The 17,682-nt window shown below is 65.9% G+C and carries 16 protein-coding genes; 13 read left to right on the top strand and 3 right to left on the bottom strand.

Annotated elements, in window-relative coordinates:
- Nucleotides 1-98 precede the first annotated feature (98 nt).
- The 13 genes from C936_RS0110090 to iscR all read left to right on the top strand — a co-directional run bounded on the left by C936_RS0110090 (nt 99) and on the right by iscR (nt 13,456).
- Nucleotides 99-2,507 (top strand): FimV/HubP family polar landmark protein, encoded by a 2,409-nt coding sequence (locus C936_RS0110090; protein ID WP_018174231.1) that lies wholly within the window; start codon nt 99-101, stop codon nt 2,505-2,507.
- A 36-nt stretch (nt 2,508-2,543) separates the two neighbouring features.
- The gene (locus tag C936_RS0110095) at nt 2,544-3,257 is read left to right on the top strand and encodes a hypothetical protein (RefSeq protein ID WP_018139346.1); all 714 of its coding nucleotides are present in this window, start codon (nt 2,544-2,546) and stop codon (nt 3,255-3,257) included.
- A gap of 76 nt (nt 3,258-3,333) precedes the next feature.
- Nucleotides 3,334-4,122 (top strand): tRNA pseudouridine(38-40) synthase TruA, encoded by a 789-nt coding sequence (gene truA, locus C936_RS0110100; RefSeq protein WP_018139347.1) that lies wholly within the window; start codon nt 3,334-3,336, stop codon nt 4,120-4,122.
- Between the two features lie 69 nt (nt 4,123-4,191).
- On the top strand, nt 4,192-4,821 hold the full coding sequence (locus tag C936_RS0110105; RefSeq protein WP_018139348.1) for a phosphoribosylanthranilate isomerase: 630 nt from the start codon (nt 4,192-4,194) through the stop codon (nt 4,819-4,821).
- Nucleotides 4,818-6,026 carry a tryptophan synthase subunit beta gene (gene trpB / locus C936_RS0110110; RefSeq protein WP_018139349.1) on the top strand — a complete coding sequence of 403 codons (1,209 nt, stop codon included), beginning with the start codon at nt 4,818-4,820 and terminating at the stop codon, nt 6,024-6,026. The genes C936_RS0110105 and trpB overlap by 4 nt, the downstream gene beginning before the upstream one ends.
- Nucleotides 6,023-6,856, top strand: coding sequence for a tryptophan synthase subunit alpha (gene trpA / locus C936_RS0110115; RefSeq protein WP_018139350.1), 834 nt, complete (start codon nt 6,023-6,025; stop codon nt 6,854-6,856). Before trpB ends, trpA begins: the two co-directional genes overlap by 4 nt.
- Before the next feature lie 35 nt (nt 6,857-6,891).
- Nucleotides 6,892-7,848 carry an acetyl-CoA carboxylase, carboxyltransferase subunit beta gene (gene accD, locus C936_RS0110120; protein WP_018174232.1) on the top strand — a complete coding sequence of 319 codons (957 nt, stop codon included), beginning with the start codon at nt 6,892-6,894 and terminating at the stop codon, nt 7,846-7,848.
- Nucleotides 7,849-7,856: 8 nt separating this feature from the next.
- Nucleotides 7,857-9,179, top strand: a complete 1,323-nt coding sequence (locus tag C936_RS0110125) for a folylpolyglutamate synthase/dihydrofolate synthase family protein (protein ID WP_018174233.1) — start codon at nt 7,857-7,859, stop codon at nt 9,177-9,179.
- Between the two features lie 102 nt (nt 9,180-9,281).
- Nucleotides 9,282-9,863: an SPOR domain-containing protein gene (locus C936_RS0110130; RefSeq protein ID WP_018139353.1), complete on the top strand. Its 582-nt coding sequence runs from the start codon at nt 9,282-9,284 to the stop codon at nt 9,861-9,863.
- A 94-nt stretch (nt 9,864-9,957) separates the two neighbouring features.
- A complete protein-coding gene (locus C936_RS0110135; protein ID WP_018139354.1) occupies nt 9,958-10,536 on the top strand; it encodes a CvpA family protein in 579 nt (192 codons plus the stop codon).
- Between the two features lie 29 nt (nt 10,537-10,565).
- Nucleotides 10,566-12,074 carry an amidophosphoribosyltransferase gene (gene purF, locus C936_RS0110140; protein ID WP_018139355.1) on the top strand — a complete coding sequence of 503 codons (1,509 nt, stop codon included), beginning with the start codon at nt 10,566-10,568 and terminating at the stop codon, nt 12,072-12,074.
- A 10-nt stretch (nt 12,075-12,084) separates the two neighbouring features.
- Nucleotides 12,085-12,678, top strand: a complete 594-nt coding sequence (locus C936_RS0110145; RefSeq protein WP_018139356.1) for a L,D-transpeptidase — start codon at nt 12,085-12,087, stop codon at nt 12,676-12,678.
- Nucleotides 12,679-12,976: 298 nt separating this feature from the next.
- A complete protein-coding gene (gene iscR, locus C936_RS0110150; protein WP_018139357.1) occupies nt 12,977-13,456 on the top strand; it encodes a Fe-S cluster assembly transcriptional regulator IscR in 480 nt (159 codons plus the stop codon).
- 105 nt (nt 13,457-13,561) lie between these two features.
- Here iscR and C936_RS0110155 read toward each other — a convergent pair whose 3' ends face one another.
- The 3 genes from C936_RS0110155 to C936_RS0110165 are packed head-to-tail and all read right to left on the bottom strand — an operon-like array spanning nt 13,562 to nt 17,543.
- Nucleotides 13,562-15,604, bottom strand: a complete 2,043-nt coding sequence (locus tag C936_RS0110155; RefSeq protein WP_018174234.1) for a DUF3488 and transglutaminase-like domain-containing protein — start codon at nt 15,602-15,604, stop codon at nt 13,562-13,564.
- Entirely contained in the window at nt 15,601-16,635 is a 1,035-nt protein-coding gene (locus tag C936_RS0110160) for a DUF58 domain-containing protein (protein ID WP_018649473.1), read from the bottom strand. Before C936_RS0110160 ends, C936_RS0110155 begins: the two co-directional genes overlap by 4 nt.
- Entirely contained in the window at nt 16,617-17,543 is a 927-nt protein-coding gene (locus C936_RS0110165) for a MoxR family ATPase (RefSeq protein ID WP_018649474.1), read from the bottom strand. Before C936_RS0110165 ends, C936_RS0110160 begins: the two co-directional genes overlap by 19 nt.
- Nucleotides 17,544-17,682: the final 139 nt, after the last annotated feature.

Here is a 17,682-nt window from a genome sequence, read left to right on the forward strand (position 1 = left end):
GATGACAGGCCGCGCGGCACATTCAGGGGGGATTCGTGCGCAAGTTACTACTCGGGCTACTGCTCTTGCTGCTGGTTGCACCGGCATCATCGAATTCGGTGAGTTTCGGTGAGGTCAACCTGCAATCCCATCTGAACCAGACCTTGCGGGCGGAGATTCCGCTGCGAGGGGGTGCCGCAGCCAGTGATTCGCTGCAGGTGCGCCAGGCTTCGGAAAACGAATACCGGCGCGCAGGCATGAGCCGCGGCAGTGTGCCTGGTGACCTGAACATCCAGGTTCAGGGTGAGGGGTCCGATCGTCGGGTGGTACTGACCACGCGTCAGCCGGTGCGCGAGCCCTATGTGGGCATCCTCCTCAAGGCCCGCTGGGATGGTGGGCGCTCGATGCGCGAAGTCTCCCTGTTGCTCGATCCGCCGGACACCATGCCTTCCGGAGCGGCCGCTCCGGTCCCGCGTGACACCGCTCGGGGGGCACCGCGTCGACAAGACACGCCGATGCCGCGCGAAGGCGAGGCCTATACCGTGCGTAGCGGCGATACCCTCTATCGCATCGTGGAGCGCGCGGGTCTGGCCGGTATGGCGGATCAGGCGATGGTGGCGTTCCTGGAGGCCAACCCCGACGCGTTTTCTGACCAGAACATCAACAGCCTGCGCGCGGGTGCCGAACTGACCGTCCCGTCGCGTTCGGAGCTTGAGTCGCGCAGTGCGGCCGAGGCGCGGCAGGAAGTGCAGCGGCAGGTTCAGGCTTGGCGCGACGGAACGGTGACGGCAGCCCGCGAAGAACCCGAGCCTGAAGAAGCAGCGGAAGTCGAGACGGAAGTCGAAGCGGTCCCGGAAGAGGATGAGACGGTAGCGGAGGACGATGAGGCGGTGTCCGAGGACGACGAGGCCGCCGCGGATGACGCCGTGGCCGCTACGGACGAGGACGATGAAGCGGCCGCGGCTGACGACCGCCTGGAGATTGTGACAGAACTCCTGCCGGAGACGGATGAAGGCGCGGCTGCCGCGGCCGAGTCCCCCGATCTGCTCCAGGAAGCCATGCTGTCCCAGCGCGCCGAGATGGAGGGGATGCGCGATCAGATTACAGAACTGCGCGAGGAACTGGGTGAGCGAGGCCGTCTTGCGGAGCTTTCGAGCGAGAATATGGCTGAGCTGGAGGAGCAGCTGAGCCAGCTGCGGGCGGAACGCAATGAACTGATGGCACGGCTCGATCGGGCCGATGCCGAACGCAATGCGCCGCTGCACGAGCGGATCATGAACGATCCGCTGCTGCTGATGATGGCGATTGCACTGGTGATCCTGCTGCTGCTGGTGCTGTTGGCCTTTGCGCGCGGTGGTCGGCGCGAGGTGGTGGTTGAAGAGCGTACCGCCGGCATGCCGGCGCGGGCGGACAACAGCGGTGTGCGGGCCGCGGCCGCGGATCCCGTCGGCTACGAAGCGCGTGAGATCGAAGGTGCGGGCGTGGGATCGAGCGGCGCCGGTGCAGCAGCCGTAGCCGGAGGGGCCGCAGCGGGCCTGGCGGCCGGAGCGGTCGCGGGCAAGGACGATGATCGCGAGCAGTCGGACGAGCCGGAGGAGTCGGTGAGTGAGCCTGTCGTGGTGAGCTCCAGTGGCGATGCTTCGGTGGACGACGTGCTGGCGGAAGTGGATGTCTGCCTGGCCTACGGGATGAATGATCAGGCCGAAGAGACGCTGACCCAGGCCATCGAGCGCGATCCGGATAATTCCCAGTATCGTCTGAAGCTGGTCGAGGCGCGCGTGGCGCTGGGCGACGAAGAGGGCGCCCGCGAGGCGGCATCCGCCCTGCGCGAACGCCTGCCGGCGGACGATGTTGAAACCCGCAATCATCTGGCGGAGCTGGAATCGCGTATCGGTGGCGCCAGTGATGACAGCGCTGGACCTGCGGGCGCTCCGGCGGGTGTCGGAGGTCTGGGTGCTGCGGTGGAGCCGCAGGCGGCGGGTGACGGCGAAGCGCCGAACGAAATCGACTTCTCCGGCCTGGATCTCCCGGATGTGGAATCCGAAACCGAAGATCTCGGGGACACCGCCGAGCCACAAGAAGAGACCGATTCCGGGCTGGCCTTTGATTTCGACGAGACCTTCGATGAAGGGGCTTCGACGCCAGCGGAGAAGACGTCTTCGGAAACGGACGAAGCGCGCAGCGATGACCTGAACGACTTGTCATTCGATATCGACGACAGCGATCTGCCGAACCTGGATGAAGAGACCCGGGGCGACGCGGCTGGGAGTGACATCCCGGCATTGGATTTGGGAGCCGACGATTTGCCGGCTGCCGGCCAGGAAGAGGACTTGCCGGTGGAGGGCGATGCCTCTGCGCCCATCGGGGCGGACGAAGACAATGAGACACGGTTGAGCCTGGCGCAGGCCTATGCGGACATGGGCGATGACGAGGGCGCGCGTGAACTGATCGACGAGATTGTGGCCACCGGGTCGGACGACCAGAAGGCGCAGGCGGAGGCGATTCGTCAGCAATTGGACGGCTCCTGAGCCGTACATCTGTCTTGTGAAGAGTATCCTGTCGCGATGATGCGGCAGGGTTTCGATAGGCAACAAGAAACGGCCGGGTCGGCGTCCCTGTGGGCGCTCCCGGCCGTTTTGCTGGTGTCGGTGGTGCTGGCGACCGCGAAGCCGGCCGTGGTGCTGGCAGTGCTGGTTGGCGCGGTCGGGTTGGTATGGGTCGGGCCGTTCGCCTGGCGGCGATGCGGGCGCCTGCTCTGGCGACTGAAATGGTTTTATCTCTCGTTGCTGGTGTTCTTCGGCGTATGGCCAGTCGAAGCAGGCGGGGATTCGGTGCTGGCCGGCCTGAGCGAGGCCGCCTGGCGGATCGGGGCGTTGGCGCTGGTGGTGGTGCTGGTGGTCTGGCTGACGGAGCGTTTCTCGCGCGGCGAGCTGGTCTGGGCGCTGTCGACCTTGTTGGCGGGTCCTCGTGGTTGCTTTGGCGCGTGGGGCGCGCGCTTCGCGCAGCGGCTTTTTCTGGCTCTGGCGCTGTTCGAGTCGGATCGGGTTAATACCGAGCGCGAACGTGAGCAACTCCGGGGTGGATGGCGGGAACGACTGCAGGCGGCGCGCGACTGGCTGATTGCTCGGCTGGATCGGGCCTTGAGTGGGGAGGTGCCAGCGCCAGGGGCTCGCGAGTCCCACCAGGACATGGACGAGGTTCGGAAAGAGGGCGCGGGGGCCGTGGTGTGGTTGTGGACAGTGGCGGTTGCAGGTGGCTGGATCGCCTGGTGGTGGTGATCGGGTGATGACAAATACGACTTCGGCAATGCGTGATGCAGACCGGGTGCCTGGAGCGGTTTGTCAGCGCTGGGCGTTGGGGGTCGAGTACGACGGGCGTGGGCTGCTGGGCTGGCAGCGTCAGAAAGACGGCCCCAGCGTGCAGGGGCATCTGGAAGCGGCGCTGAGTTTCGTGGCCAATCACGGGATCGAGCTCAGCTGCGCGGGGCGCACGGACGCGGGTGTGCATGCGACCGCTCAAGTGGCGCACTTTGACACTTCGGCGGTGCGGGAGCGGCATTCCTGGGTGCTGGGGGTAAACAGTCGCCTACCGGACGGGATTGCCCTGCGCTGGGCCGAGCCGGTCGCTGAAGACTTTCATGCGCGTTTCAAGGCATTCGGTCGCCGCTATCGCTATGTGATCGCGAATCGAGCGGTGCGGCCTGCACTGGAAGCGGGGCGGGTGGCCTGGTGGCGCCGTCCGCTGGATGCCGCGCGGATGCACGACGCGGCGCAGGTCTTCGTGGGCGAACACGACTTTTCCAGCTTGCGCGCCGCCGGGTGCCAGGCCAAGTCGCCGATCCGGGAGGTGCACTTGATTGCGGTCCAGCGGCGGGGTTCGTATGTGATTCTGGATATCCATGCCAATGCCTTCCTGCATCACATGGTGCGCAACATCGCCGGGGTTCTTCTGGCGATCGGCGACGGGCGCGAAGAGCCGGGCTGGGCTGCACGGATTCTTGCGGCTCGCGACCGGCGCGTCTCGGGGATCACGGCGCCGGCCGGCGGGCTTTATTTCGTGCACGTCGACTATCCGCCCGAGTTCGCTCTCCCCAGTGCCGAGGGGCCGATGCTGGAAGGGATCCCCGGCAATGGGGCGATCTGATTGCGGGAAAGGGGTCGCGGGCCGCGGTTCTGGTAGGCTTTGGCGCTTGATGAATGAGGCCGGAGCGGGATGCGCTATCGGGTAAAGATTTGCGGGATCACGACGCCGGAGCAGGCGGTGGCCGCGGCGCGTGCCGGGGCCGACGCGATTGGCCTGGTGTTTCATCCGCCCAGCCGCCGTTATGTCGAGCCCGACCAGGCGGCGGAGATCGCTGCGGCGCTGCCGCCCTTCGTGACGACGGTGGGGCTGTTCGTGGATCCGGAGCCGGCGCGCGTCGAGGAGATCCTTTCCGGGGTGCGCCTGGACTGCCTGCAGTTCCACGGTCATGAATCGGCAACGGAATGTGCGCGTTTCGGGTACCCCTATCTCAAAGCGGTGTCGATGAACGAGACGGGTGATCCGCGGCCGGTGATGGACGCCCACCCCCAGGCGCAGGGCTTTCTGCTGGACAGCCATGGAGCCGGACGTAGTGGCGGTTCCGGCCACCGGTTCGACTGGGACACGGTGCCCGATGGGCTGGACCGGCCCTGGCTGCTGGCCGGGGGGCTGGACGAGGATTCGGTACGCGAGGCGCTGGAACACCTGCGCCCGTACGGGGTCGACGTAAGCTCCGGGGTCGAGAGTGGCCCGGGGATCAAGGATGCACGGCGCATGGAGGCCTTTGTGAAGGCCGTGCGCCAATGCGAGGTGAACGAATGAGCAAGATCGACTGGGCGGCGTTCCCGGATGCCCGCGGGCATTTCGGGCCCTATGGCGGGCGCTTTGTGTCCGAGACGCTGATGGGTGCGCTGGACGAGCTGCAAAAGGCGTACGAGCAGTACATGGGCGATGCCGATTTCATGGCAGAGCTGGACCATGATCTGAAGCAGTTCGTCGGGCGGCCCAATCCGCTTTACCACGCCGAGCGCCTGTCGAAGGAGCTGGGCGGGGCGCAGGTGTACTTCAAGCGCGAAGACCTGAACCACACCGGCGCGCACAAGGTAAACAACACCATCGGTCAGGCCCTGCTGGCCAAGCGCCTGGGCAAAACCCGCATCATCGCGGAGACCGGTGCCGGCCAGCATGGCGTGGCCACCGCGACCGTGGCCGCGCGCCTGGGGCTGGAATGCGTGATCTATATGGGCGAGGAGGACACGCGCCGCCAGACTCCGAACGTTTTCCGTATGCGTCTGTTAGGGGCCGAGGTAGTCGCGGTGAAATCGGGCACGCGCACGCTGAAGGACGCCTTGAACGAGGCGATGCGCGACTGGGTCACCAATGTCGACGACACCTTCTACATCATCGGTACCGTCGCGGGTCCGCATCCGTATCCGGCCATGGTGCGGGACTTTCAGGCCGTGATTGGCCGTGAGGCGCGGGAGCAGCACCTGGAGATGACCGGCAAGCTGCCGGATGCCCTGGTGGCCTGCGTAGGTGGGGGCTCCAACGCCATCGGCCTGTTCCATCCGTTTCTGGATGACGAGTCCGTGGAAATGATCGGCGTCGAGGCCGCGGGCGCGGGCATCGAGTCCGGCCGGCATTCGGCTCCGCTCTGCGCGGGGCAGCCGGGCGTGCTGCATGGCAACCGCACCTACCTGATGGAGGACGAGCATGGGCAGATCGTCGGGACGCACTCGGTCTCCGCCGGGCTCGATTATCCGGGCGTCGGACCTGAGCACGCCTGGCTGAAGGATACGGGCCGTGCGCGCTATGTCGCCGTGACCGACGACCAGGCGCTGGAGGGCTTTCATCGGCTCACCCGTACCGAGGGCATCATCCCGGCACTCGAGACCTCCCACGCCATCGCGCATGTCCTGGAGCTCGCCCCGACCATGCGCCCGGACCAGAGCATCATCGTCAACCTGTCGGGCCGGGGTGACAAGGACCTCAACACCGTGGCGGAACGCGAAGGAATCACGCTATGACTCGCATCGAGCAACGTTTTGCCAAGCTGCGGTCGGAGAACCGCGCTGCGCTGGTGCCCTATGTGACCGCGGGAGACCCGGAGCCGGCCGCCACCGTGCCGCTGATGCATGCGCTGGTGAAGGCCGGTGCGGACCTGATCGAGCTGGGGGTTCCGTTCTCCGACCCGATGGCGGATGGGCCGGTGATCCAGAAGGCCTGCGAGCGGGCGCTGCGCTACGGCACGAGCCTGCGGGATGTGCTGGGCATGGTCGCCGAGTTTCGCAAGACCGATCCCGAGACGCCGGTGGTGCTGATGGGCTATCTGAACCCGGTCGAGCGGATGGGTTACGAGACTTTTGCCGAAAAGGCCCGTGAGGCGGGGCTGGACGGCCTGCTGACGGTGGACCTGCCGCCCGAGGAATGCGACGACGTCGCGGGGCTGCTGGAAAACGCGCAGATCGCGCCGATCTTCCTGGTGGCGCCCACGACCTCGGACGAACGCATTGCCCATGTATCGCGCGCGGGGCGGGGGTTCATCTACTACGTGTCGCTCAAGGGCGTGACTGGTTCGCAGACGCTGGATACCTCCGCGCTGGCCGAGCGCCTTGAGGCCATTCGCCAGCATACGAATCTCCCGCTGGGTGTGGGTTTTGGAATTCGCGACGCCGAGACGGCCGGGCAGGTCGCGCGCGTGGCCGATGCCGTGGTCGTGGGCAGCGCGATCGTGCGTCTCGCCGAGGAATTTGACGGTGACCCGGTCGGTTTCGCTCATGCCGCGTCCGAGGTCGTCGCGGGGATGCGCGTGGAGATGGACCGCGTGCGCGCGTCCGGCGTCGAGGCGTCGGTGTAGTAGAATGCGGCGCTCGCAGGACTAAGGGATTCAGGATGAGCTGGTTTGAAAAACTGATGCCTTCGCGCATCCGTACCGACAACAGCAGCAAGCGGGGCGTGCCCGAGGGGCTGTGGGTGCGCTGCGAGGGCTGCGACGCCACGCTGTACCGCCCCGAGGTGGAACGCAATCTCGATGTCTGCCCGAAATGCGGGCATCACCGGCGCATGAGCGCGCGGCGTCGTCTGGAGACCTTCCTCGATCAGGAGGGGCGCGAGGAAATCGCCGCTGAGATCGAATCTTCCGACGTCCTGAAGTTCCGCGATTCCAAGAAATACAAGGACCGTCTGGTCGCCGCGCAGAAGTCGACCGGCGAACGCGACGCGCTGGTCGTCATGCAGGGCCAGCTGATGGGGCGCCCGCTGGTGGCCTCCGCTTTTGATTTCCGCTTCATGGGCGGGTCCATGGGTTCTGCGGTGGGCGAGCGCTTTGTCCGCGGTGCCAACCGTTCTCTGGAGCAGCGCATTCCGCTGGTCTGCTTCAGTGCGTCTGGCGGGGCGCGGATGCAGGAGGCCTTGTTCTCGCTGCTGCAGATGTCCAAGACCAGCGCGGTGCTGGCGCGGATGCGCGAGGAACGTATCCCGTTCGTCTCGGTGATGACCGACCCCACCATGGGCGGCGTCTCCGCGAGCCTCGCGATGCTCGGCGATATCAACGTCGCCGAACCCAACGCCCTGATCGGTTTTGCCGGTCCGCGCGTGATCCAGCAGACCGTCCGCGAGACGTTGCCGGAGGGCTTTCAGCGGTCCGAGTTCCTGCTCGAGCACGGTGCGGTCGACATGATCATTGAACGCGGCGAGATGCGCCGTCGTCTGGCCTCTGTGCTCGGCATGCTGACGCACGGGCCGGCCCCGGCCCCCGAGGCGCCTCCGGTCGAGGAAGAAGAGCCGGAGGTGGAAGTGATTCGTGCGGAGGACACCGGCGAATCGACGGATGCCCCGCGCTCTACCTGACTCCATCCGTGCGCTACGCCACACTGGCTGAATGGCTGGCCTTCCAGGAGCGATTGCACCCGGTGGGGATGGACCTCACCCTGGAGCGCATCGCCCTGGTCGCCGATCGGCTGGGGCTGCGTGGTCCAGGGACGCCCCGTACGGTCATTGTCGCGGGGACCAACGGCAAGGGCACGGTCACCACGCGCACGGCAGCGCTGTTGCAGGCCCAGGGCCTGAATGTCGGGCTTTTCACCTCTCCTCATTTGCTCCAGTACAACGAACGTATCCGCTTGAACGGCCGCCCGGCTTCGGACGCAGACCTGTGCCGGGCATTCGAGGCGATCGACCAGGCTCGGGGTCACGATTCGCTGACCTATTTCGAGTTTGCAGCCCTGGCTGCGGCCTGGCTCTTCCGTGAGGCTCGGGTCGACGTGCAGGTGCTGGAGGTCGGGCTTGGTGGACGGCTGGATGCTGTGAACATCTGGGATGCGGATGTGGCGGCAGTTACCGCCGTCGATCTCGACCACCAGGCCTGGCTCGGTGATTCGCGCGAGGTGATCGGGCACGAGAAGGCCGGCATCATGCGTGCGGGGCGCCCCGTGGTGCTCGGCGAGTTGTCGCCTCCCCAGAGTGTGCTGGACCATGCCCAGGCGCTTGCGTGTCGTACCGTCCGCCTGGGCCGCGATTTCGACCTGCTGGTTGAACAGGAGCGGCTCGTCTGGCGCTGGAATGGGGCCCAGGTCGAGTGGAATGTCCCGCTGGCGCGTGGGCTGAGTGGTGCGGCGCTGGCAAATACCGCCACCGCGCTGGCGGTGGTCGAGTCGCTTGGCATGGACGCCGGGCTGAGTGCGGCCACAATGGAGCGGGCTCTGAAGGTGCGCCCGCCGGGCCGTCTGCAGCGCCTGAATGGCCCGCCCGATTGGCTGCTGGATGTGGCGCACAACGCCCAGGCCGTCGCCGAGCTCGCCCGCTGGCTGCGCGAGAACCCGTCGGCAGGCCCGACCGTTGCGCTGGTGGCGGTGATGGCCGACAAGGATCGCAGTGCCATGTGGCGCGACCTGGATGGGCTAATCGATATCTGGATTCCGGTACCGCTCGATCTCCCTCGGGCCCTTCCTGCCTCCGATCTGGCCGGGGAGCTGGAACAGGTGGGGCAGTCCGGGGTCCGTCCGGCTGGCGATATCCAGCAGGCCTTGAAACAGGCCGCCGAATCGGCAGGTTCACAGGGTCGTTGCGTCGTATTCGGCTCGTTTCACACGGTGGCTGCGGTCCTTGAACAGGCACCGAAGCTGGCTGCTGCGGCCTTGAGAGAGTCACTCCCGGACTCAGCGGTAGCGGAGGGAGTGTGACATGGCGAGGCTGAAGCGGATCATTCGCCTTGCCCGGGCGGGCGCGTGCGGCGTAAGGTCGCTGGGAAGACCCGACGCACGGGACCCCAATGCGAACATGGCATGACCACCGATAATCCCATTCGCTTTCGCCTCACAGGCGCGGTGATCCTGATCGTGATCGCCGTGATCTTTCTCCCGTGGCTGTTTGATGGCGCGGGCTATGAACACATGAGTGGTATCGATGACCCGGTCCCCGATGCCCCGACCTTCGCCGCACCCGATATCGCGCTTCCTTCCGAACGCGAGGCAACGCCTCCGCGACCCGAGCGTGAGGGGGAAGGGGAGAGCCGAATTGCTGACCTGCATGCGCTGGAGAACGGCGAGGAGGGTCGCGAGACCGCAGCTGACAAGGACAATGGGCCGATCCCCGAACCAGTGGAAGCCGCTCCGGAGTCCAGGGCGATCGAGGCCGGCTGGGCTGTCCAGGTGGGCAGCTATCGGGACGGAGACAATGCGCGCGAGGAGGAGGCGCGCTTGCGCGAGGCCGGCTTGCCGGCGTTCATCGACGAGTCGGAGGCTGAGGGGCGCAGCATCTATCGAGTCAAGGTTGGACCGGTGGCGCAGCGCGACGAGGCCCAGAAGCTGGGCGAGCAGCTGAAGGACGAGCTCGATATTACCGGCATCGTGGTGACCTTCCCGTGAGGCCCGGGCATTCCACAAGCGCGGGCGAGCGCCTGCGAATTGCGATTCGCTGCGGTACACTACGCAGCCTTTTCGCACCCGAAGTCCGCCGCGCGTGAACTGGATCGACCTGGTCATTGTTGCCCTGATCGTTGTCTCGGGGCTTATCAGTCTGTTTCGTGGCTTCGTGCGCGAGTCGTTCTCGCTCGCGACCTGGATTGTGGGCATCTGGCTGGGTATTCGACATGCCGCCGAGGTTGCCGAAGTCCTGCCGCAGGCGCTGTCGGATGCCACTTTGCGCTTGGGCGTGGGGTTCGCGCTGATCTTCATCGGGGTCCTCATTGTGGGCGGCATTCTCGGAGTGCTGGCCAATCGTCTCGTACGCGGGAGTGGCCTGACGGGTACCGACCGCTCGCTCGGCGTAATCTTTGGTCTGCTGCGCGGGGTGGTACTGGTCGCCGTGCTGGTTTTCGCTGCGTCCCTGACCTTGATGCCCGAGGAGGGCTGGTGGGAAAACAGCCGCCTGATCCCCGAGTTCGAGCGTCTGGTCGACTGGATGATCGCGCAATTGCCGGAGGGCTGGCAGGAACAGATTGGTGAGCTGCTGGCCTCCGATCCTGTAGAACCGCCTCCGGATGCCCCTGCCGATGATGCGCCGGCACCACAACCCGAACCCCCCGCCGAAGATCTCTAGTCGATCGCCTTGATGGAGCCCTGAGCCGTATGTGTGGAGTAGTCGGAATCGTCGGGCGTGGCCCGGTGAATCAGCCGCTTTATGATGCCTTGCTGGTGTTGCAGCACCGCGGGCAGGATGCCGCCGGGATCGTGACCTGCGACGACGAGGGTCGGTTGCACCTGCGCAAGGACAACGGCCTGGTGCGGGATGTATTCAACGACCAGCACATGCAGGGGCTGATCGGCAACATGGGCATTGGTCATGTGCGCTATCCGACCGCCGGGAGCTCCAGTTCTGCCGAGGCCCAGCCGTTCTACGTGAACTCCCCGTTCGGTATTACGCTGGGACATAACGGCAACCTGACCAATGCCCGCGAACTGAAACAGGCCCTGTTTGCGACCGATCGTCGGCATATCAACACGGATTCCGACTCCGAGATTCTGCTGAACGTCTTCGCGCAGGAGCTCCTGCGCTATCTGGATAACGGCCTGACCGCCGACTCCGTTTTTAACGCAGTCGAACGCGTGCACGAGCGCGCCAAGGGCGCTTACGGCGTGGTCGCGATGATCGCCGGGCGCGGCCTGTTGGCCTTTCGCGACCCGAACGGTATCCGTCCGATCGTCTATGGCTCGCGTGAAGCCGAGGAGGGCGGGCGAGAATGGATGGTTGCCTCCGAGAGCGCCGCGCTGGAGTCCCAGGGCTTCGAGCTGGAACGCGACCTGGCGCCCGGCGAGGCCGTGTTCATTACCCCCGAGGGCGAGGTCTCGACGCGCGTCTGCGCCGAGGACACCCAGCTCAACCCCTGCATTTTCGAGCATGTGTACTTTGCCCGGCCCGATTCGGTGATCGACAACGTGTTTGTGCACCGCGCGCGCATGCGCATGGGCACCGCGCTGGGCGAGAAGATCCGCCGCATCTGGCCGGATCATGACATTGACGTGATCGTGCCGATCCCTGATACCGGCCGCACCGTGGCGCTGGAGATGGCGCACGAACTGAACATCAAGTATCGCGAGGGGTTCATCAAGAACCGCTACATCGGCCGCACGTTCATCATGCCGGGCCAGACGAAGCGGCGGAAATCGGTACGCCAGAAGCTCAACGCGATTTCGCTGGAGTTTCGGGGCAAGAACGTGATGCTGGTGGACGACTCGATCGTGCGCGGAACCACCTCGCGCGAGATCGTCATGATGGCCCGCGAGGCCGGGGCCAGGAAGGTCTACTTCGCCTCCGCCGCGCCCCCGGTGCGTTATCCGAATGTCTACGGGATTGATATGCCCGCGGCGCATGAACTCATTGCCCATGGCAGAGACGAACAGGAAGTATGCGAGGCGATCGCCGCCGACCGCCTGATCTACCAGGACCTGGAAGATCTGCAAAAGGCCGTGCGGCGGGGGAACCGAAACATCGAGACCTTCGACTGCTCCGTGTTTACCGGCGAGTACGTGACTGGATTGCCCCCTGATTACCTCGAGTATCTGGCCTCGCTGCGGGGCGAAGGACTGGTGAATACGCCCGTGGCGGGCGAGGTGCTGGATCTGGCCAACAAGAAGTGACGAGAGAGTAGTGACCTTGCCGAGTTTGCAGTGGATCGAACCGGTCGTGGAAGCGGCGCGGGCGCAGGCGGGAAGCGGCGAAGGTTTGCCGGCGGTGGTGGTACGCGTGGACCAGCAGCGCCTGTACGTCTGGGAAGACGGCAAGGTCACGGAAATCTTCGATGTCTCGACCTCCGAGCGAGGCATCGGGAACCAGGATGGCACGTACAAGACGCCGCTGGGGCTGCATCGCATTGCCGAGCGCTTCGGCGATGGTGCCGAGCGCGGCACGGTGTTCCGGGCGCGCGCGAACACTGGCGAGATTGCCGAGATCCTGACCGGCGAAGGCGAGCGCAGCCAGCGCGACAACATCACCTCGCGCATCCTCTGGCTCGAGGGCCTGGAGCCTGGCCTCAATCGTGGGGGCAGCATCGATTCCTACCACCGCTACATCTACATCCACGGTACGGATGAAGAGGGGCGGATCGGCCAGCCGGCCTCCGTAGGGTGCGTACGTATGCGCAACGACGAGGTCATCGAACTGTTTCCTCGCCTCCCGGTGGGGACCCTCGTCGTGATCCTGAACGGCCCGGATTACGAAACCGGTCGTATCCTTCCGGTTTAGCACACGTCCGGCGGCCCAGCGCGGCTCGCGTTCGGCGTGATCCAGAAATCCCTAATTTTCTAACAATTTCCGAGGGAACTCCGTCAGCATCAGACGGCTCTCACAATAACCTGCGTTTGGCGTACGTGAATTCGCGGCAATCGCCTGATACAATCAGGGAATTATTCCTGACAACAACTGTCAGGTAAAAAGGGAATTATTCCTGACTATGATTGTCAGGAAAGGTGAACGGATTCGAATCTGTGAATGGATGTCGACCTCGACACGCACGATCACGGTTTCTCGGAGGCTTTAAGACATGAAACTCTCAACCAAGGGCCGCTACGCGGTGACCGCCATGATGGATCTCGCGATCCATGATCGGGTCGGACCGGTGACCCTGGCCGACATCTCGCAGTGCCAGGGCATCTCGTTGTCCTATCTGGAACAACTGTTTGCAAAGCTGCGCAAGGCTGACCTAGTGGAAGGCGTGCGGGGGCCCGGCGGCGGTTACCGCCTGGCCAAGCGTGCGGACCAGATCAGCATTGCCAACATCATCACGGCAGTCGATGAATCAGTCGACGTGACCCGTTGCAAGGGTCACAAGGACTGCCAGCATGGCGAACGCTGCCTGACGCACGAGCTGTGGGATGACCTGAGCCAGCAGCTGTACGACTTCCTCGACGGCATTACGCTGGCGCAGTTTGCCAACCGTCCGGAAGTGCAGAAGGTCGCTCGTCGTCAGGATGAGCGCCGCGGCGCGCGGCACCACTTCATCTTCCGTAACGACGCGGCCTGATAGCGGCCGGACGACCCAGCGGCCCGGGGCTCCCGGCGCCGCTGCGCAAGACCTGAAGGCCCGACCGGGTGCTGAATCCGGCCGGGCCTTTTCCATTGGCGCATCCTATGTCGTCCGCGGTGCAGGCTGGCCGACGGGTGGCTTCCGAAGGTCGGATGCAGCCAGGCGGCGCAGGGCCATCAGATGTCCGGCCCGGTCGTCGGGCCGCGCGGGCGCGAAGCGGGCCAGGTTGTAGTGCTCGGCGAAGGCATCGACGATGGGCGCGAGATCGGGCCGTGCAGCCTTGATCCGTCGGGTCCAGGTGACGACGGGCTCGTGTGCGTGGCGGCCGAGTCCCGTCTGTTGGCGTTCGATGCGACGGGACAGGCGATGCAGGAGTCGATCTGCTGCGTCGAGGGGACGACGAGGTCGGCGCCAGCCGGCCCAGGCCAGAGCCGCGACCGCCAGCAGCCCAAACCCCGCGCCCAGTGCCGTGACGATGTCGCGCCAGTCCGTTGCGTCGAGCCCGAAACGCGCGAAGAGCTCGCGCTGGCGCTCGGGATCGAATGCCAGCACCCAGCTCTCCCAGCGGAACCGGGCGAAATCGCGCCAGTCTTCGAACCCAAACCGAAGCTGTTGCACCCAGCCCAGCCCGTCACGGCGCAGGAAATCGGGCACGGATTCGCCCTCGCCACCGGTCAGGCCGCCAATACCGGCCTCGATGCGCTCCGGAGCGATCGCCGCGGTGGGGTCGACGCGAATCCAGCCCTCGCCATCCAGCCATACCTCGTTCCAGGCATGCGCGTCGGCGTTTCGCAGGCGCAGATATTCGCCCCGCTGCATCCATTCCCCGCCCTGGTAGCCCGTGACCACGCGGGTCGGGATCCCCGCCGAGCGCATCAGCACGGCGAACGCGGAGGCATAGTGTTCGCAGTAACCGGCCTGGGTTTCGAACAGGAACTGGTCGGTGACATCCCCCGCGAGGGTGGGGGGCTGCAGGGTATAGCGATAGGGGGCGGCGGCGAAGCGATCCAGGGCGGCCTGGATGATCGCGCGGTCATCATCGCCATGCGTGGCGCGCCAGAGGGCGACCTCGGCACGGGAGCGAGGGGCTGCGCTGGGTGGGAGTTCAAGGGCGCGTTCACGGGCGGAGCTGCTTAGGGCTTCCTCGCCACCCGGTGGGCGCGACAGGTCGGCCTCGGCGTCGTACTGGATGCGGTTCACGATGCGTCGATCGCGTATCACCTGATGGTTGTCGCGGTACTCGGCGTTATCCGGCAGCGAAACGGGATAGTCGAGCACCGGCAGGTAACGCACACGGGTGGGTTCCAGCGTGGCGGTATAGGCCACCACGTTGTCCGGGTCGTCGGCTTCCGGGACCTCGATGCTGGACTGGCCGCCTTCGGCCTGCCAGCGCCGCCCGTCAAAGTCCGTCATGACCAGTGCACGCCAGTACTGGGCTGGGGGCGGTGGCACGGTGTCGTGGAACTGGACGCGCATCGCGGTGGTTTGGTCTTGCAGGAGTTCCGCGATGTCGCCGGGATTCAGCTCGCCCGAGAGGGCCGTGGTGGCCACCTCGTCACGCTGCGGATCGCCCCAGAGTGGTCCCTGAACGCGCGGGAAGGCGAGGAACAGGATCAGCATGAACGGGAGGGCATGGACGATCATCCAGCCGGACTGCTTCGCCAGGCGCCACCGTTCGAGGGTGCGTCCGGCGTGTACCTGGACCAGGGCGGCGGTCAGCAGCCAGGCGGACAGCAGGGACCAGGCGGCGATCAGCAGCGACTGATCGAAGAAATAGGTCGTGACGACCACGAAGTAGCCAAGGAACAGGCCGATCACGATATCCCGCCGGTTACGGGTCTCAAGCAGTTTGAGGGCCATCATGACCAGCAGTAGCGCGGTACCCGCCTCCTGCCCGAACAGGGTCCCGTACTGCAGAAAGGTCATTGCCCCCGCGAACGCGGCCAGAAGAGCCATCAAACCAAGGGCGGGCGGCTTGCGGTCGCGCAGATGGAGCCAGGTCCGCAGCAGGATGGCGGCCGCCACGAGCAACGTCACCCATGGTGGCTGGTGCCAGGCATGCGGGAGCGCGGCCACCGGCAGGGCCAGGAGGGCGAGTTCCAGGCCTCGTAGTTCCGGTGATCGGTGCTGGCCTGCGCGGTTCACTCCTTCGTTCTCCTGGGAGTTTCTGGGATCGGCAAGGGGATCGGCTCGAAGCGGAATTCGGCGAGGGCGCGAAGACCCCGCTCCCGCTGCGCCGGGCCTTGTCCGGGCGGGAGGATCTGGTCGGGCAGGCGCAGCCCCCAGGCGCGGCCTTCGGCCTCGGCGGCCAGGATCTGGTGGCAGAGCATGGAGAGGCGCGTCTCGGTGTCGCTGGCTGGCATGGAGGACCAGTCGATCCAGAGCGTGTCATGGCCTCCTGCGACCGTTTCGCGGATGTGCAGCTTGCCGGTGCGGGCCAGGGCCTTCCACAGGATCCGGCCGGGCGGGTCTCCGGGGCGGTACGGGCGGATGTGATCGGGTGTGGAGGCTTCCTGACGCCGCTGGGGGCCGGCCTCGTCTCCGAGACCGGTATGGGCGGTGCCCGGGTCCACGGGTTGCGGGTACACAAGGATTTCGGCGGCCAACCCAAGCCAGCTCCAGGCATTCAGGATGCCGAGCGGATACTGGGTGCACAGGTGTTGGCGGGGTAGCCGGTAGACTCCGCGGCCGAGCGGCGGGAGGGGCAGGCTGGCGACTTGCTGCCCGCGGGCCGGTACTGCAACGGGCACGCTCGTGTATTCGCCAATGCTCAGGTGCAGGGCTTCCCGGTCGCGGCCGCGCGTATCCTCCAGGCGCAGGGCGACGGACAACGGCTGTTCGGCGAACACCGGTGTGGTGGGCAGCGCCGACACCTTGAGCCCGAGCAGGTTGCGATGGGTATACCAGATGGCGTTATGGCCGATCCCGACCAGGAGAAAAGTCAGCAGGAACGCCATGTTGTTGGAGTAGTTGATCGCCCCCAGCAGCATCACCCCGAGGATCGCCAGGAGGGTGTAACCGGCCCGGGTCGGCAGAATGTAGATGCGGTCGCGGCCAAGCGTCGCGTCCGAGCCATCGTCGCGGTGGCGCCGCGTGATCCAGCGGATCACGCCTTCACGCAGGCGTTGCCCTTGCGATCGGAAGCGCTTGTGCAGGGCTAACGAACCGGCACGCATTCCAACAGCCGTTCCACCGTGCGTGCGGGGGTGTCCGGTTCGCGGGCTCGGATCCGATGGCCGGACACGGCCGGCAGGACGTCCGCCAGGTCATCCGGAGTGACGTAGTCGCGCCCATCGAGAAAGGCATGGGCCCGTGCGGCGCGCAGCAGGCCCAGCCCGGCGCGGGGCGAGAGCCCGTGGGCAAAGCGTGCGCGGTCGCGGCTCGCCTGTATCAGGTCCTGCAGATAGTCCAGCACCACTGGCTCGGCATGCACCTGGTTAATTCGGGACTGCCAGCCCTGCAGGTCCTCGGGTGTGACGATCGCGCTCGGGGCAGGATGGGCAACGGGTGCCGCCGCGCCACCGCCGCGTTCGAGCAACGCGCGCTCGGCGCGGACATCGGGATAGCCCAGTTCGATGCGCATCAGGAAGCGGTCCATCTGGGATTCCGGCAGGGGATGCGTGCCGACCTGTTCTTCCGGGTTCTGCGTGGCGATTACGAAGAACGGCTCGGGCAGGGGACGGGTCGCGCCCTCCACACTGGCCTGGCGCTCTTCCATCGCCTCGAGCAGCGCGCTCTGGGTCTTGGGGGGTGCGCGATTGATCTCGTCGGCCAGCAGGACCTGAGTAAAGATCGGCCCGGGGTGAAAGCGGAACTCGCCGGAGCTCTGCTCGAACACGGACACCCCGAGGACATCGCCGGGCAGGAGATCGCTGGTGAACTGCACGCGGCGGTAATCGAGGTTCATCGCTGCGGCCAGCGCGTGTGCGAGGGTCGTCTTGCCAACGCCTGGCTGGTCTTCGATCAGCAGGTGGCCGTTGGCGAGCAGGCAGGTCAACGCCAGCCGGACCCGATCGGGTTTGCCCAGCAGGATGTCGTTCAGCGCGTTCTCGACCTGGTGGAGAGCTTCGTTGGCCGCGGGCATTGGGCTCCTCGTGGTGGATGGTGTCGGGCGAAAAAGACGCAGACCGATCAGCGTGATGCGTGGGAGAGATTTAAGCCCCGCTTCGCGTGCCGGGTGAGTTTGCGGCTACCATGGCCGCAATTGCCCCACGAGCGACAGT

Source organism: Thioalkalivibrio sp. ALJ4 (genome assembly GCF_000377225.1).
Taxonomy (GTDB): domain Bacteria; phylum Pseudomonadota; class Gammaproteobacteria; order Ectothiorhodospirales; family Ectothiorhodospiraceae; genus Thioalkalivibrio.

Coding starts and splice junctions, on each gene's coding strand:
- C936_RS0110095 (WP_018139346.1), top strand. CDS start 2,544: ATGATGCGGCAGGGTTTCGATAGGCAACAAGAAACGGCCGGGTCGGCG.
- C936_RS0110105 (WP_018139348.1), top strand. CDS start 4,192: ATGCGCTATCGGGTAAAGATTTGCGGGATCACGACGCCGGAGCAGGCG.
- trpB (WP_018139349.1), top strand. CDS start 4,818: ATGAGCAAGATCGACTGGGCGGCGTTCCCGGATGCCCGCGGGCATTTC.
- trpA (WP_018139350.1), top strand. CDS start 6,023: ATGACTCGCATCGAGCAACGTTTTGCCAAGCTGCGGTCGGAGAACCGC.
- accD (WP_018174232.1), top strand. CDS start 6,892: ATGAGCTGGTTTGAAAAACTGATGCCTTCGCGCATCCGTACCGACAAC.
- C936_RS0110130 (WP_018139353.1), top strand. CDS start 9,282: ATGACCACCGATAATCCCATTCGCTTTCGCCTCACAGGCGCGGTGATC.
- purF (WP_018139355.1), top strand. CDS start 10,566: ATGTGTGGAGTAGTCGGAATCGTCGGGCGTGGCCCGGTGAATCAGCCG.
- iscR (WP_018139357.1), top strand. CDS start 12,977: ATGAAACTCTCAACCAAGGGCCGCTACGCGGTGACCGCCATGATGGAT.
- C936_RS0110160 (WP_018649473.1), bottom strand. CDS start 16,635: ATGCGTGCCGGTTCGTTAGCCCTGCACAAGCGCTTCCGATCGCAAGGG.
- C936_RS0110165 (WP_018649474.1), bottom strand. CDS start 17,543: ATGCCCGCGGCCAACGAAGCTCTCCACCAGGTCGAGAACGCGCTGAAC.